Raw genomic sequence first — 15,232 nt, 5'->3', positions numbered from 1 at the left:
CTGCTACCCTTTGACTGCGCCGGCCGTCATGCCCGCGACGATCTGCCGGTTGAAGAAGATGAAGACGATCAGCGGCGGGATCGTCACGAGGAGGATATTCATGAAGAGGAGATTGTACTGGCTCGCATACATGCTCTGGAAATTATAGAGCGTCAGCTGCACCGTCACGTTCTCCTTGCCGGGAAGGTAGTAAAGCGGGTTGGTGAAATCGTTGAAGATCGCAATGGACTGGACGACGATGTTGGTGACGGTCACCGGCTTCAGAAGCGGCAGGATCACTCTGAAGAAAATCTGCCGGGGCTTGGCGCCGTCGATCAGCGCCGCCTCGTCGAGGTCGCGTGGTATGGTCGAGATGAACGACCGGTAGAGCAATGTCGAGAAAGAGAGATTATAGGCGACCTGGATCAGGATCATCCCGGTCATGGTCTTGAAGAGACCGATCTCCTGCAAGAGGCCGATGGTGGGCACGACCGCCGGTGGCATCATCAGGCCCATGAAAAGGGCAATGGAGGCCACCCTGTTCCAGACAGTCTTGCGGCGCTGCATCACATAGCCGACCATCGCCGACAGCAGGATCAGGATCGTGACGGAGACGACGGTGATCAGCGTGGAGTTGAAATAGGCGAGCACGAGCTGGTAGTCGCGCGCCTTGAAGACGGCGACCAGATTATCCCAGAACAGCCACTGCTCAGGCAATTTGAAATCGAGGCGGGACGCTTCGGATTTCGATTTGACCGCCTGCAGGGCGACGAAAATGAACGGCATCACGAAGATGACGGCCGCCACCGCAAGGGCTATCGCGCCGGTCACGTAAGGGCGGGTGCTTCTCATTCCTCGACCTCGCGCCGGTTGAACCAAAGGGTGAGTGGCAGGATGATCACTGCAATCAGCGCAAACAGGATGACGTTTCCAGCGGTCGACAGACCGTAGAAGCCCGCCTGGTACTGTTTGTAGATGACAGAGGCGATCACATCCGAGGAGAAACCGGGTCCGCCGCGGGTCATCGCCCATATCAGATCGAAGGAACGAAGCCCGCCGATCAGCGACAAGGTCACCACGGTGATGGTGGCGGGACGCACGAGCGGCAGGGTAATGCGGAAAAATTGCTGGAGACGTGTGGCCCCGTCAATTCTCGCCGCCTCGTAATAATCGGGGCTGATCGCAGCAAGGCCGGCGATGAAGATCAGGGTGGCGAGGCCGACCCCCTTCCAGAGATCGACGAGAGCCACGGAAAAAAGCGCCAGTGCCGGATTGGTCAGCCATCCCGGCCCGGGAATGCCGAGTGTTTCGAGCGTGACATTGATGATGCCCCTGGTCGGATGCATCATCACCGTGAAGGTGATGCCGATGCCGATCGTCGAGACCAGGACGGGAAAGAAGACCAGGGTGCGCAGGAAGCCGCGGGCGAAAATATTGCTGGTCAGCAGCACGGCGAGCAGCAACCCGCAGACCGTCTTCAGGCCGGATGTCGTCACGGCATAGATCAGCGTGTTGACCAGTCCCTTGACCAGGAAGGGTTCGGAAAAAAACTGCTGAAAGTTTTCGAGCCCGATGAATTCGGCGGTCGAAAGATCCCAGCGTGTCAGGCTGAACCAGAGAGAGGATACGGTGGGAACCAGAAACAGCACGCCGTAGATGATTGCGGCCGGAATGAAAAACCACAGCGGGTAGGGCGATTTGCGCGAGTGGGGGCGTGCCTCTGTCATGACGACCTCTTCGATCGGGTGGAGCCTCGCCCCTTTAGGAGCGAGGTTAACCGCTGCATAATTCCCTAAATCGGAATCGATTTAGGGATAAAATTATGCAGCAATTCAAAGAATTACAGCGTCCTTTGCGCGTCTGGAAGACGCGCGGCGCTGTATCCCGAAAGACCGCTACCAGTTGGGCAGGCCGAGTTGCTTGGCCTGTTTGCGCACATCGTCGTCATAGAGTTTTGCCGCGTCGGCAGGCTGGCGAATACCGGAGCCGACTTCGACGGTGATCTGCTCGAGAGCCGGCCCCTTGACCGGCGAAACAAATTCCAGCGCCGGGGTCGTCTTGTCCTTGGCCTCGAAATAGGGAAGCATGTCCTTCACCGCAGGCGGTACGTCTGCAGGCAGACCGCAGCCGTCGATCAAGGGAGGCCCTTGCACGGTGTTGGTTTCCACCATGATCTTGCAGCCTTCGACGCTTCCTGCGAAATCCACGAATTTCTTCGCTTCCTCTGCGTGCTGACTGGTAAGGGGAATGTAGAGGGCGGGCGGCATCCAGACCGTCAGGCCATTCGTCGCCGCGTCGTCGCTCGGCTGCGCGAAGAAACCGACATCTACGAGGTTCTCGGGATAGTTCTGCTTGAGCGCGCCGATTGCGAAGCTCAGCATTGGATAATGCGCTGCCTCGCCCGTTGCCACCATTCTGAGGCCATCGTCATAGCTTGCCGCGCCGAAATCCTCGTTCATCAGGCCAGCGTCGTGAACGTCCTTCAGCCGTTCGAAGCCTTTCATGGCCGCCGGCGTCTCTGCGTATTTCGCCTTGTTGGCAGTGTAGTCGGCGGCGAAGTTCGGCACGGCGGCATGGAGGTTGTAATAGTCCGCCAGAACGAATAACTGCGAGGTCCAGGTATCGCGATAGGTCTGCGCCACGGCGACCTTGCCTGATGCCTTGACCTTTGCGTTGTTCGCCATGAAGTCCGCCCATGTCTTCGGGACTGACAGGCCGAGGTCCTGGTAGATTTTCCTGTTGTAGAGGATGCCCCCCGCCATCGCCGTGCCGAAGGGAACACCGTAGAGCTTGCCGTCGGCGCGGACGACCGACTTGAAGCCTTCGTCCACCTTCGCCTGCGACGCAAGACCGCTCAGATCGACAAGCGTCTGCGCGGGTTTCAGCGCCTGGAGCAGCGAGCCGGAATTATAGAGAAACACGTCGGACATCTCGCCCGTCGCCAGGCGCGTCTTGATGATGTTGTCACCCTCGCCACCTCCTGCCCGCGGCTCGATTTCGATGGTCACGTCAGGCGCCTTTGTCTGATAGGCGGCAACCAGTGCCTCGGCCGCCGCGACCGTGTCCGGGTTATTGTCGATCAGGAATGACAGCGTGGTTTCTGCATGCGACGGACCGGCCGCGACCAGCGCCAAAAGCGCGGACGCGCCCGCAAGAATGAGCTTTATCCGATGTGTCATGACGTTCCTCCTCTGAACGGTGTGACGTGTATGCTCCTCAAGAATTGGGTAGGGAAAAAACCAGTCGGTGCGTTCCCGGGGCAAGAACGGCTTCCTCGACGACGGGCTCTCCGTTGAGCGACGGGTTTTGGTGCCGTTTTCCGGGGCGGAACCGGCCGATGCAGCCTTCCGGAAGCGTCAGCACATAGGTGACCTTGTTGCCGTCGCACTGCCAGCCGGCCTCGATGCGCCCCTGGCTGATATCATGATGGGCCGAAACCGGCGAAAGAGACGGAATCGGCGCCGGATCGACAATGACCTCGGCAAATCCAGGTGCGCTCGGGCTCGGCGAAATTCCGGCGACGCTTTCGAACAGCCATTGGCAGACCGCGCCATAGGCATAGTGGTTATAGCTGTTCATGTCGGGTTCGTAGATCGTGCCGTCAGGCGCCATGGAATCCCAGCGCTCCCAGATCGTCGTCGCCCCTTTCGACACCTGGTAGAGCCAGCCCGGCACATCCTCCTGCAGGAAGACCTTTTCGGCAAGATCGTCCATGCCGAGCTTCGTCAGCGCCGGCAGCAGGGCCGGCGTGCCGATGAAACCGGTGCCGATCTTGTAGTCGGCATCGATGATCACCTGCCGGAAATGCTGCTGTGCGGCTTGCCTGTGCTCCGCCGGTATCAGGTCGTAAAGGAAGGCCAAGGCGTAGGATGTCTGGTCGTTGTGCGCGAGCCGTCCCGCCGGCGTGATGAACTCGTTGGAAAATGTCAGCCGGATCTCGTTTGCGCGCTGTTTCATCTTCTCTTCAAGGGCATGCTCGCCGAGAGTGGCTGCGATCCTTGCCAGAAGGTCGGTCGAGATGAAGTGGTAAAGCGTGGCGGCGCAGTCGTCGGCGATCGTCGGGCGAGGCTTTCGATTGTCTCCGACCGGCTGCAGCCAGTCGCCGAAGGTGAAGCCTCGGGCGCCCCAATGCGACGGCGGGCGAACCAGGGGACCATCCGAGATCGACCAGACAAAATCGACCCAGCGCACCATGGAATCCAGGCACTCCGCCAGAACGGCCCGGTCGCCGTAATGGGTGTAGAGCACCCAGGGGATGACGACGATCGCGTCGCCCCAGCCGGTCGAGCCGGCATAGCCCGGGAAATTGGCCGGATGCAGACGCGTCGGATCCGGCGAAAAATGTGAGACGGCGCCATCCTCGCGCTGATCGGCCATCACATCCCGCAGATACTTTCTCAGGAAGGATTGGCTGTCGCTCAGCCAGCATGCGGTTGCGGCAAAGACCTGGGCGTCGCCCGTCCAGCCGAGGCGTTCGTCGCGCTGCGGGCAATCGGTCGGCACTTCGACGAAATTGGCGCGCTGCGACCAGATGGTATTTTCGACCAGACGATTGACCAGCGCATTGCCCGAGGTGAAACCGCCGGCGGGCTCGGCCACAGACGAGATAGGGATGGACGCGATTGCGAGGATCTTCGCATCGCCCGTAATCGTCACCCTGGCATAACGGAAGCCGTGGAAGGTGAAATGCGGCGCGTAGGTCTCGTCGCCGTCTCCCCGTAGCGTATAGACGGTGTGCGCGGCAGCCGTGCGATAGTTGCGATTGTCGAAATGACGGTCGGGACCGAGAACTTCCGAATGCTCCACCCGGACTTCGGCGCCGGCAGTGCCCCGGGCGGTATATCTAATGTAGCCGCCGGCATTCTGGCCGAAATCATAGATCGTCCTGCCCTCATCGTCGATCCAGTTTTCGACCGCGGCGAGTGGCCGCAGCTCGCGCACCGCAGCAGTTTCATGCGCGACGAGCAATGCCCTGTCGAACGGCAGTCTCTCGGTGCCGTGGCTCTCCAAGTAGCTTTCCTGGCGGGCATCGTAGACTTCGCCGAAGTAGATCCCCGACTTCAGGATCGGCAGAACGCCGCTTCGCCATGTGGTGTCAGTGGAAAGAACGGTGCCATCAGCTCCGATCAGGTCCGCAATGGCGCCGATCCTGTCGCCCCAGCAATTCGGGATCGCCTGGGCGCCCCACATCAAAGGTGATCGGTACCATCCGTCGGCAAGCCAGATCTCGATCCGGTTGAGGCCCGGCTTGAGCAGGTTCGAGATGTCGTATCGCTGATAGGCAAGGCGATCGTCGTAGTTCGTCCAACCTGGGGTCAACAGGTCGCTGCCGACGCGAACGCCGTTGATGAAGCAGCGGTAGAGGCCAAGTGCGGAGATGAAGAGCTCGACGGGGAGCCCCGAGCCATCATGCTCGAAAGTTTGGGAGACGAAGCTTGCGGCCGTTCCCTGACCGCCATCCGATAGTGGCGCGATCATATCCCCGGACCAGGTACGCGAAACGAGGTTGCCGCTGATAGCTGCCGGCTGAAAGTTCATCAAGTCCTCCCGACGAGTTGTAGAACGTTCTCCATATAACGTTCTACATTTTCTTCGGAAGCGCAATAGAATTTTCGTTGCCAGTCTGCCATGGTGATTCTGCGGGCGATATTGACGACCCGCAGCCGCAAGCCAGAGATTTCATGTCAATCGAAGAAAAACAAAAGCCGCAACGAAACGATCGCGTAACGATCCGGACCGTGGCAACTCACGCAGGCGTATCGGTCGCAGCGGTTTCCAAGGTGATGCGAAACGCCTATGGCGTCAGTGATGCGCTGCGCGCAAGGGTGACTGATGCCATCGAGACGCTCGCCTATCGCCCCTCGCGGGCAGCTAGAGGGCTGCGTGGCCGGAGTTTCACCATCGGCGTGCTCCTGATCGATATCCGCAATCCTTTCCTTCCGGAGGTGATTGCCGGCGTCAACGGGGTGCTGGCGCCCTCGCACTATCAGGCGATGATCGGCGTCAGCGATGCGCGCGTGCAGCTGGAGACGTCGTTGATCGAGTCGATGATCGACTACAAGATGGACGGACTTATCCTTGTTGCGCCGCGGTTGCCCTCGGAGATCCTCGCAACGTTCGCCGTCCAGATACCGATCGTCGCGGTCGGTTACCACGATGCCAGCGCTACGGCCTTCGACACTGTCAATGCCGACGATCAGCGCGGGGCGGAGATCGCGGTGGAAGCGCTTCTTGCCTGCGGCTATCGCGACATCGAAATGCTCAGCCTTGGCGAGCGCCAGGGGCACGCGGTCTCCGTCGTCCGCCAGCGTGAGATCGGGTTTCGCAGGGCGATGCAGCGTGGCGGGCTCGGCTCCTCGCCGACGATCAGCAAAATTCCGATTGCTTCGCCAAAGCGGGAAGAGGTGATGCGAAGGTTCCTATCGAGGAAGGACAGGCCGCGCGCCGTGTTCTGCTGGAGCGATCTCGACGCGATCACCCTTCTGAGCCTGGCTATGGAGATGGGTGTGCGCGTGCCAGAAGACCTCGCCGTCATCGGATACGACAATTCGTCGACCGCGGCACTCGGCCTCGTCAATCTCGCAAGCATTGATCAGTCGGGCAGGGAGCTCGGTCAGGTCGCAACCCGGGCCCTCATTTCCAGAATAGAAGGCCGCACCGCTTCCGAGCATATTTTCCAGATACCGTCGCTGGTCAGCCGCAACAGCCTGACCCGTTTCGGCAATTCCACGGACAGATAATAGCGACGGCGGCCGGCTTGGCTTGCCTGTGTTGCTTGCCGTCGTTTTCAGTCGGATTGAAGTGGGCTGCCGCAAGACTGCCGCACGACCAGGCGACACGGCAATCTGGTGATGCCGGCAGGGACCGGTTCACCCTTGGAGAGGCTAAGGATTGCCAGGCCGGCGCGATGGCCCAGTTCCTTCAACTCCATGTCGATGGTGGTCAGCGGCGGGCGCGTTTGCCGTGCGACGACCTCCCAATTGTCGAACCCGACCACGGCGACATCCGTGGGAATCTCCACATTGAGGTCGCGCAACGCGTCGATGACGCCGCGGGCGATCTCGTCACTGCCGCAGAAGATGGCGTCGGGCTTTGAGCCGGGCCGGGCAAAGACCGTCTGGACGGCTTCGTGACCCCATTCCTCCGACCACTCGCCGAACATCGCTTCGGCACCGTCGCCGCAGGCGTCGTGATAGGATTGGGCGCGGATGCGAGCGGCCAGGTAATCCCGCGGGCCGGTGATGTGCAGGATCCGCGACCGGCCCAATTCCTTGAGATGGTCGACGGCGAGGCGCGCGCCCTGTTCGTCGTCGGGAAAGAAGGTGACGCTGTCGGCCGGCCCCTCGGCAAAGACGTAGACAACGGGTATCGGCAAACGGGACAGCTGGACCGGCGGCTCGAGGTCGAGGCGGGTCGCGGTGAATATGATGCCGTCGACCTGCCTGTCGAGCAGCGCCTCCAGGTGCAGTTGGGCGAGCCTCGGATCATTGTTCGTGGCGCAGAGGAAGACGGACACGCCGTGATCGACGAGCACTTCCGACACCCCGGCCGCCATCGGCAGCGTCAGTCTGCCATAGGTGTCGTTGGTCAGCATGCCGATCGCATGGCTTCGCTTGCTTAGCAACCCACGGGCGAGTGCGTTGGGCCGAAACCCGATCTCTTCTGCCACGCGCCGGACCCGTTCGCGCGTCTCCGCATTCGTCCGGCCGGTGCCGTTCAGCGCGTTCGATGCCGTCGAAATGCTGACGCCCGCAGCCTTCGCCACGTCGTAGATCGTCCGTCTCCGATCACCGGTATTCTTCAAACCACGCCTCGTCTTCAATTCATGCTAAAAGCTTTTAGCAGAAAAAATCGTGCTGTTAAAAGGTTTTATCAATCGCACGCCAGATTTATGCACACAGACTGTCGACACCAAAAAAATTCTGATTTAACGTCGGTTTCGTCCGAAGGCCTGAGGCCTGAACGAGAAAAAGGGGAACAAGCATGCTTCGACTGAAAACAACGATCACTGCTCTTGCGCTGCTGGCAAGCTCTTCTCTCGCCAGCGCCGAAGAAATCACCCTATGGGTGCGCACGTCGTCCGGCGCCGTCCTTCAGGGCCTGGCCGATAAATACAACGCATCGCACTCCGACAAGGTCAATGTCACCCAGATCACGGCAGAGCAGATGGTGCCGAAGCTGGGCGCGGCGATTGCCGGCAGCGCGGCTCCTGATGGCGCCGTGCTCGACCTGATCTATCTCCCGACCTTTGCCGCGGCGGATGGTCTCGAGGATATCTCCGACTTCGTGAAGGGCTTGCCTTATTCCTCCGCCATGAGCCCGTCGCACATCCGCCTTGCCACCTATGACGGCAAGATCTACGGAGTGCCGGCCCTGCCGGATGCCTCGATCATCGCCTACAATACCGATCTCTTCACCAAGGCCGGCCTCGACCCCAACAAAGCGCCGGCATCGATGGAGGAGATTGCCGCCGACGCCAAGAAGATCGCCGCGCTCGGCAACGAGACCTATGGCTTCTATTTCGTCGCTAATTCGGGAAGCTGGCTGATCTACGATTTCCTGCCGCATCTCTGGGCCGCCAATGCCGATGTGCTGAGCGATGACGGCCGCAGCGCCACGGTCGATACGCCGGCGCTGCGTGAAACCATCGCTGCCTATCGCGATATGTGGAAGGCCGGTGCGATCCATCCGACCTCGCGTTCCGGCAACGGCAACAATGCCGTCGAAGCCTTCGCCTCGGGCAAGGTCGGCATCCTGATGACCGGTTCCTACATCGTCAATCTGCTGACCAGCAAATATCCCGACGTGAAGTTCGCCGTTGCGCCGATCCCAGGGCCGAAGGGTGGTGCATCGAGCTTTGCCGGCGGCGACACGCTGTCCCTCATCAAGGGCATCAGCGAAGAGAAGAAGAAAGTCGCGCTCGATTTCGTCAATTTCTACATGCAGCCCGAGCAGCAGGTCTATATCACCCAGGAATCGGGGATGCCGTCGCGCACCGACCTCGCCGCGGAAGCCTATGCGAAATTCGACCCGCGCAATCTCGTTGCCTACGATATCCTCGCCAAGGCGCGCACGCCCTACACTTTTTCGTCCGATGAACTCTTCGTCAGCCGCACCGGTCCCTTCCTCAATCTGATCCAGGGCACGATCTTCGGCGACGACGTCGACGGAACGATCGCCAAGACACAGGCCGACTTCACCCGCATCCTCGAACGCACCAATCCGAACTGAGTCCGACCGCGGCTTCGGCAGGGTATCCACGGATGCCCTGCCGTTCCCTTCACATCTCGACATTCAAACGGAAGGAGGAGTTGCGGTGATATCCTCGACACTTCGCAACCGGAGGCGCGCAGTCGCAACCGGAGAGCCCGAGCCGAAGGGATGGCTTGGTCTTGCCTTCATCCTGCCGGGCTTGCTGTTCATCGTCGTGCTCTTCCTCGTGCCGCTTGTCATGACGGTCTGGATGAGCTTCTACAACTGGCCACTTCTCGGCCGGACGAAGTTCATTGGCCTTTCCAACTATGCCGAACTGATCAGCGACACCCAGCTCTGGCATTCCCTGGGTTTCACGCTGCTCTACACCGTGCTCGTCACGGCTGCGATCTTCCTGGTGGCCTTTCCTTTAGCGCTGCTCGTCGACCGGCCGCTGCGGATCGCCGGCTTTTTCCGCACGATCTATTTCATGCCTGTTGTCATCGGCTTCGGGGCGGCCTCGACATTGTGGATGTGGCTGCTCAATCCCGATAGCGGCGTCTTTGCGCAGCTGCTGCGCGGAGCGGGCATCATCGACAGCGCGCCGAGGCCGCTCGAAAGTTTCTGGCCAGCACTCGGCGTCGTCATCCTGATGGTCGTCTGGAAAACAGCGGGCTTCACGATGATCATCCTCCTGACCGGCCTTCAGAGCATATCGAACGACGTCATCGAAGCCGCCAAGATCGACGGCGCCAGCGTCTGGAGCCGGTTTCGCCGGATCACGCTGCCTCTGATGAGAAACTCGGTGGTGCTGGCGCTCGTCCTCAACGTCACCTCATCGATGCTGGCCTTCGACCAGTTCTTCATCATCACCCAGGGCGGCCCTGAGAACAGCACGATCTCGGCGGTGTTCTCGATCTATCTCGCGTCGTTCTCATCCTACCGCCTCGGTTATGGCTCGGCGATCTCCTTTGCCCTGCTCGTCGTCCTGGTGGCGATCAGCGCGATCCAGTTCGTCCTGCTGCGCCAGCGGCCGGAGGAGGGTTGATGGAACGGCTCAACCACAATCTCGCAGCGAAGCCGGTGAGCGAGCGGCTCGGTTACCTCGCTTTCGTTCTGACGGCATGCGTCTTTGCCGTCTTCTTCGTTATGCCGATCGTCTGGTCCTTCGCCAATTCCTTCAAGCCGGCGGCCGCAGCACTTGCCGATCCGGCAGCGCTCTTCTCGAAAGCCTTCTCGCTTGAAAATTACCGCCGTCTCGAACATGTCGGCGCCGGCTGGTACGTCTATGCCGGCAATTCGGTGCTGATCGCCGCCGGAACGGTGCTCCTGACGGTGCTGGTCGCGGTGCCGGCGGGATACGGCTTTTCGAAATTCCGCTTTCCCGGCCAGTCGCTGCTCTTCGTGCTGATCATGGCGACGATGATGATCCCGTTCCAGTCGATCCTGACGCCACTTTTCCTGATCCTGAAAGTCTTCCGGCTGCAGAACAATCTTCTCGGCCTGGTGCTGATCTACGTGACCTTCCAGCTTCCTTTTTCCGTGTTCATGATGCGCAACGCCTTCGACGCGGTGCCGAAGGCGCTGATCGAAGCGGCGCGGATAGATGGCGCGTCGCAGGCGACGATCCTGCGCCGGATCATGCTGCCGATCGCGCTTCCCGGTGTCGCCACCGTTGCGATGTTCGCCTTCCTGAATTCCTGGAATGAATTCCTCGCTGCCCTCATCTTTCTGTCCGATCAGAACAAGTTCACGCTGCCGATCATGCTGGTGAATGTTTCGTCGGGCATCTATGGCATCATCGACTGGGGCGCGCTTCAGGCCGGCATAGCCGTGACCATGGTCCCATGCATCCTGCTTTTCCTTCTCTTGCAACGATATTACGTGCGCGGCCTGACGGCCGGCGCCGTGAAGTAACAGCGCTCGTCCCGCTCAGGAGTCCTCATGACCAGCTCACCTCGTTTTCAACCGGCACGCGCTGCGGGACGGCAGCGATACAGGCCCGCCGACCATTCCAGTGTCGTATTCCATGGCGGTTTCTGGCAAAGCTGGACGGAGACGGTTCGCAACGTCACCATCCCGACACAGCACAAGCGGCTGGAAGAGGAGGGCTTCCTCGAGGTGCTCGATTTTGACAAGCCGGCCAGGCCGCTGGTGCGGCCGATCCAGCCGAGCGGACTGTCGATGCAGCATTTCTTCGATTCCGATTTCGGCAAATGGATCGAGGCCGCAAGTTACACGCTGAAGGCTCACCCGAATGGTGCGCTCGAAGCGAAGATCGATGATATCGTCGTAAAGCTCGAAAAAGGGCAGATGGCGGATGGCTACCTCAACAGCTGGTTCATTCGCCGCGAGCCGGACAGGCGCTGGACCAATCTGCGCGACCTGCACGAGATGTATTCGATGGGCCATTTGCTGGAAGGGGCCGTCGCCTACTACGAGGCGACGGGAAAGCGTCGCTTCCTCGACGTGATGATCCGCGCCGTCGACCATATCATCGCTACCTTCGGTGCGGAGCCCGGAAAGCTTAGGGGTTACGATGCCCACGAGGAAATCGAGCTGGCGCTGGTCAAGCTCTACCGCGTGACGCGCGATCCGCGGCATCTGAAGCTTGCGACCTATTTCGTCGACGAACGTGGCCGGATGCCCTCATATTACGATGAGGAGGCTCGCAAGCGCGGCGAGAGCCCTGATGATTACGTCTACAAGACCTATGCCTATAGCCAGGCCCATATGCCGGTGCGCGACCAGCACCAGGTCGTCGGCCACGCGGTTCGCGCCATGTACCTGTTTTCTGCGATGGCGGATCTCTCCCGTGAGAACGACGATCCGACATTGAAGGAGGCCTGCGACCGGCTTTTCGACAATCTGGTCGGCCGCCAGCTCTACGTGACCGGCGGCCTTGGCCCATCGGCATCCAATGAAGGGTTCACCCGGGAATTCGACCTGCCGAACGAGACGGCCTATGCCGAGACATGCGCAGCCGTCGCGCTCGGCTTCTGGAGCCATCGCATGGCGCAGGGCGATCTCGACAGCAAGTTCACCGACAGACTGGAAACGGTGCTCTACAACGGCGCGCTGTCCGGCATCTCGCGCGACGGCGAACATTATTTTTATGAGAACGTCCTTGAAAGCCACGGGCAGCACCGTCGCTGGAAATGGCATTACTGCCCCTGCTGCCCGACCAACATTGCCCGTTTCATCACGTCGCTCGGCCAATATTTCTATTCGACTGATGATCATGAGCTCGCCGTCCATCTCTACGGCACCAATTCCGCCGAGCTGACAGTCGGCGACAGCTTCGTGCGCCTGATCCAGGAGACGCAATATCCCTGGGACGGCGACATCAGCCTGCGGTTCGCCCTCGAGCGGCCAAGCCGGTTTCAGCTTCGTCTTCGCATCCCCGGATGGTGCAGGCAGGCGCAGATCTCGGTCAACGGCGTTGCCGTCGATCTCGATCAATGCGTGACGAAGGGTTATGCGGCAATATCAAGGGAATGGCGGAATGGCGACGAGGTCCGCATTGGCCTGTCGATGCCTGTCGAGCGCATCTACGCGCATCCTGCCGTCTCCGAAGACGGCGGACGCGTCGCGCTGCGGCGCGGCCCCGTCGTCTATTGCATAGAGGAGACGGACCTTGGCGGCGAGCCGCAGCGGCTCCGCCTGCCGGCATCTGAGGAAATTTCCGCCCGCTACGATGCCGCGCTTCTCGGCGGAGCGACTGTCCTCGAAGGCACTGCGCTCGAAGCCGATATAGCCGATTGGCAGAATGCGCTCTATCGCACCGCGCCTCCCTCGCTGAAGGAGCGGCCCTTCACGGCGATCCCCTATCACCTCTGGGCCAATCGCGAGCCCGGAGCGATGGCGATCTGGTTGCAGGAGGTCTAGGAGAAACCATGGCACGGCTGGAACTGAAGAGCATCGTCAAATCCTATGGCATCTACGAGGCTGTGCGCGGCATCAGCCTTGACATCGAAGACAATGAATTCGTCGTTTTCGTAGGCCCGTCGGGATGCGGAAAATCGACGACATTGCGCATGATTGCGGGTCTCGAACACATTACCGGCGGTGAGATCGTGATCGGCGACCAGGTCGTCAACCGGCTCGGCCCGGGCAAACGCGATATCGCCATGGTCTTTCAGAACTACGCGCTCTATCCGCACATGACGGTGCGGGAGAATATTTCGTTCTGCCTGGAGCAGCAGAAGCTCGCCAAGAGCGAGATAGACGCGCGTATCATCAGGGCGGCGGAAACCCTGCATATCAGCGAGCTGCTCGGCCGGCGCCCGGGCCAGCTTTCGGGCGGCCAGCGTCAGCGCGTCGCGATGGGACGCGCGATCGTGCGGAACCCGAAAGTCTTTCTCTTCGACGAGCCGTTGTCCAACCTCGATGCCAAGCTTCGCGTGCAGATGCGCACGGAGATCAAGCGGCTGCACCAGCTGTTGCCGACGACGACCGTCTACGTCACCCATGACCAGGTCGAGGCGATGACCATGGCGGATCGTGTCGTGGTGATGAATGGCGGCATCATCGAGCAGGCGGGGCCACCGCAGGCGCTCTATCATCGTCCCGTCAGCCAGTTCGTCGCCGGTTTCATCGGCTCGCCTTCGATGAATTTCCTGTCCGCGACGCTGCGATCAGGAGAGAAGGGCCTCGTCATCAAACTGACCGACGGCAGCGAGCTTGCCGTGCCGGAAGCGCGCGCCGGCGACTATGCCAGCCATGCCGGTAAATCAGTCGTGTTCGGGATCAGGCCGGAATCGATCACCGAGCGCCAGGCCCGTTCTGGTTATGCCGACATCGAAGCGAAGATCGACCTTGTGGAACCACTCGGGCCGGAGACCATGGTTTATTTCGGCATCGGCGAGGCAAGCCTTTGCGCCTGCATCGATCCCGAGAGCGGCCCCCGGCCAATGTCGACGATGCCGCTCTCGTTCAACATGAACCAGATGCATCTGTTCGATCCGGCGAGCGGCCGGTCGCTGGCGCTTGCCTGAACCGCAAACACGGAAAGGCCGGCAACCGCAGGGTCGCCGGCCTCGTTGATTAGGCAGCCTGACGGATTTTCGAAGGACGCGTGGCGGCGGCCTTCTCGACCATGGCGGTGACTTCGGCGCGTCGGGCGCCCGAAAGCGGCAGGCGCGGCATGCGAACGCGCTCGGAGCCGCGGCCCATGATCTGCTCGGCAAGTTTAATCGACTGCACGAGATCGTGTTCAGCATCGAGGTGCAGAAGCGGCATGAACCAGCGATAGATCTTGCGGGCCTCTTCCCAGTCGCCGCGTTCGGCGGCGGCAACGAGCTGCACGGATTCCTCCGGGAAGGCGCTGGTCAGGCCCGAGACCCAGCCCTTGGCTCCGAGCATCAGGCCTTCAAGCGCTACGTCGTCGAGACCTGCGAAGATATCGAAACGATCGCCGAATTCATTGATGAGATCGGTGAAGCGGCGCGGATCCGGCGCACTTTCCTTGACCGCCTTGATGTTTGGCACGTCGGCAAGCACCCTCAGCACATCTGCGCCGATATTGACGCGGTACGCCGGCGGGTTGTTGTACAGCATGATCGGCAGTGAGGTCGCTTCGGCGACGGTGCGGAAATGTGCAATCAGCTCTTCGGGCTTCGGTACATAAACCATGGCCGGCAGCAGCATCAGGCCGTCAGCGCCGAGCTTTTCGGCGTCGCGGGCATAGGCGACGGCGCGGCGCGTGTCGAATTCGGAAACGCCGGTGACCACGGGAACGCGGCCATTGACGACCTCGACGGCAGCTTTCAAGATCGTGCGCTTCTCCTCGGGGTCCAGCGAATTGTTCTCGCCGCATGTGCCCATGACGATCAGTCCGTTGACGCCATCGTTTACAAGCGCGTCCTGGACACGCTGGGTCGAGGGCAAATCAACGGAAAGATCTTCGTTGAACTGCGTCGTTACGGCGGGAAATACGCCCTTCCATCCTGTGGTCATCGATCGAGCCTCGTTGAAACTGGTTGCCTTATATACAAACTGTCGACAAGATTCAATGATGGGATTTTACAAATTTGAAGGCCCGAAGACCCGACATTGCGAG

12 protein-coding genes are annotated in these 15,232 nt (G+C 60.6%); 6 read left to right on the top strand and 6 right to left on the bottom strand.

Features of this window, described 5'->3' with window-relative positions; genetic code table 11:
- Positions 1-3: 3 nt before the first annotated feature.
- The 4 genes from GR198_RS23020 to GR198_RS23005 all read right to left on the bottom strand — a co-directional run bounded on the left by GR198_RS23020 (position 4) and on the right by GR198_RS23005 (position 5,517).
- The gene (locus GR198_RS23020; RefSeq protein WP_164069632.1) at positions 4-831 is read right to left on the bottom strand and encodes a carbohydrate ABC transporter permease; all 828 of its coding nucleotides are present in this window, start codon (positions 829-831) and stop codon (positions 4-6) included.
- Positions 828-1,706 carry a carbohydrate ABC transporter permease gene (locus GR198_RS23015; RefSeq protein ID WP_130817132.1) on the bottom strand — a complete coding sequence of 293 codons (879 nt, stop codon included), beginning with the start codon at positions 1,704-1,706 and terminating at the stop codon, positions 828-830. The genes GR198_RS23020 and GR198_RS23015 overlap by 4 nt, the downstream gene beginning before the upstream one ends.
- 168 nt (positions 1,707-1,874) lie before the next feature.
- Positions 1,875-3,158 carry an ABC transporter substrate-binding protein gene (locus GR198_RS23010; protein WP_130788508.1) on the bottom strand — a complete coding sequence of 428 codons (1,284 nt, stop codon included), beginning with the start codon at positions 3,156-3,158 and terminating at the stop codon, positions 1,875-1,877.
- 37 nt (positions 3,159-3,195) lie between these two features.
- On the bottom strand, positions 3,196-5,517 hold the full coding sequence (locus GR198_RS23005) for an alpha-L-rhamnosidase (protein WP_164069631.1): 2,322 nt from the start codon (positions 5,515-5,517) through the stop codon (positions 3,196-3,198).
- A gap of 143 nt (positions 5,518-5,660) precedes the next feature.
- On the opposite strand from GR198_RS23005, the gene GR198_RS23000 reads away from it, so the two are divergent.
- The gene (locus GR198_RS23000) at positions 5,661-6,719 is read left to right on the top strand and encodes a LacI family DNA-binding transcriptional regulator (protein ID WP_164027228.1); all 1,059 of its coding nucleotides are present in this window, start codon (positions 5,661-5,663) and stop codon (positions 6,717-6,719) included.
- A 47-nt stretch (positions 6,720-6,766) separates the two neighbouring features.
- Here the strand turns inward: GR198_RS23000 and GR198_RS22995 are convergent, their stop codons facing one another.
- Complete coding sequence (locus GR198_RS22995; protein WP_029873477.1) at positions 6,767-7,783, bottom strand: LacI family DNA-binding transcriptional regulator; 1,017 nt, start codon at positions 7,781-7,783, stop codon at positions 6,767-6,769.
- A 179-nt stretch (positions 7,784-7,962) separates the two neighbouring features.
- On the opposite strand from GR198_RS22995, the gene GR198_RS22990 reads away from it, so the two are divergent.
- From GR198_RS22990 to GR198_RS22970, 5 genes are all read left to right on the top strand, one after another.
- Positions 7,963-9,210: an ABC transporter substrate-binding protein gene (locus GR198_RS22990; protein ID WP_028743180.1), complete on the top strand. Its 1,248-nt coding sequence runs from the start codon at positions 7,963-7,965 to the stop codon at positions 9,208-9,210.
- Positions 9,211-9,295: 85 nt separating this feature from the next.
- Positions 9,296-10,219, top strand: coding sequence for a carbohydrate ABC transporter permease (locus GR198_RS22985; protein WP_017992498.1), 924 nt, complete (start codon positions 9,296-9,298; stop codon positions 10,217-10,219).
- Positions 10,219-11,088, top strand: a complete 870-nt coding sequence (locus GR198_RS22980; RefSeq protein WP_029873476.1) for a carbohydrate ABC transporter permease — start codon at positions 10,219-10,221, stop codon at positions 11,086-11,088. Before GR198_RS22985 ends, GR198_RS22980 begins: the two co-directional genes overlap by 1 nt.
- A 27-nt stretch (positions 11,089-11,115) precedes the next feature.
- Positions 11,116-13,059 (top strand): glycoside hydrolase family 127 protein, encoded by a 1,944-nt coding sequence (locus GR198_RS22975; RefSeq protein WP_164069630.1) that lies wholly within the window; start codon positions 11,116-11,118, stop codon positions 13,057-13,059.
- Between the two features lie 8 nt (positions 13,060-13,067).
- Positions 13,068-14,168 (top strand): ABC transporter ATP-binding protein, encoded by a 1,101-nt coding sequence (locus GR198_RS22970; RefSeq protein WP_164069629.1) that lies wholly within the window; start codon positions 13,068-13,070, stop codon positions 14,166-14,168.
- A gap of 49 nt (positions 14,169-14,217) precedes the next feature.
- Here GR198_RS22970 and GR198_RS22965 read toward each other — a convergent pair whose 3' ends face one another.
- Entirely contained in the window at positions 14,218-15,129 is a 912-nt protein-coding gene (locus GR198_RS22965; protein WP_164069628.1) for a dihydrodipicolinate synthase family protein, read from the bottom strand.
- Positions 15,130-15,232 lie beyond the last annotated feature (103 nt).

The organism is Rhizobium leguminosarum (genome assembly GCF_010668065.1).
In the GTDB taxonomy this organism is placed as follows: Bacteria; Pseudomonadota; Alphaproteobacteria; order Rhizobiales; family Rhizobiaceae; genus Rhizobium; species Rhizobium leguminosarum_S.
The sequence above is the reverse complement of the archived record's forward strand: the minus strand, read 5'-3'. Positions and strand labels throughout refer to the sequence as shown.

Excerpts from the sequence above, each read along its gene's own strand:
- GR198_RS23005 (WP_164069631.1), bottom strand. The coding sequence starts at position 5,517 with ATGAACTTTCAGCCGGCAGCTATCAGCGGCAACCTCGTTTCGCGTACC.
- GR198_RS22965 (WP_164069628.1), bottom strand. The coding sequence starts at position 15,129 with ATGACCACAGGATGGAAGGGCGTATTTCCCGCCGTAACGACGCAGTTC.
- GR198_RS23020 (WP_164069632.1), bottom strand. The coding sequence starts at position 831 with ATGAGAAGCACCCGCCCTTACGTGACCGGCGCGATAGCCCTTGCGGTG.
- GR198_RS22990 (WP_028743180.1), top strand. The coding sequence starts at position 7,963 with ATGCTTCGACTGAAAACAACGATCACTGCTCTTGCGCTGCTGGCAAGC.
- GR198_RS22980 (WP_029873476.1), top strand. The coding sequence starts at position 10,219 with ATGGAACGGCTCAACCACAATCTCGCAGCGAAGCCGGTGAGCGAGCGG.
- GR198_RS23010 (WP_130788508.1), bottom strand. The coding sequence starts at position 3,158 with ATGACACATCGGATAAAGCTCATTCTTGCGGGCGCGTCCGCGCTTTTG.
- GR198_RS23015 (WP_130817132.1), bottom strand. The coding sequence starts at position 1,706 with ATGACAGAGGCACGCCCCCACTCGCGCAAATCGCCCTACCCGCTGTGG.
- GR198_RS22975 (WP_164069630.1), top strand. The coding sequence starts at position 11,116 with ATGACCAGCTCACCTCGTTTTCAACCGGCACGCGCTGCGGGACGGCAG.
- GR198_RS22970 (WP_164069629.1), top strand. The coding sequence starts at position 13,068 with ATGGCACGGCTGGAACTGAAGAGCATCGTCAAATCCTATGGCATCTAC.
- GR198_RS23000 (WP_164027228.1), top strand. The coding sequence starts at position 5,661 with ATGTCAATCGAAGAAAAACAAAAGCCGCAACGAAACGATCGCGTAACG.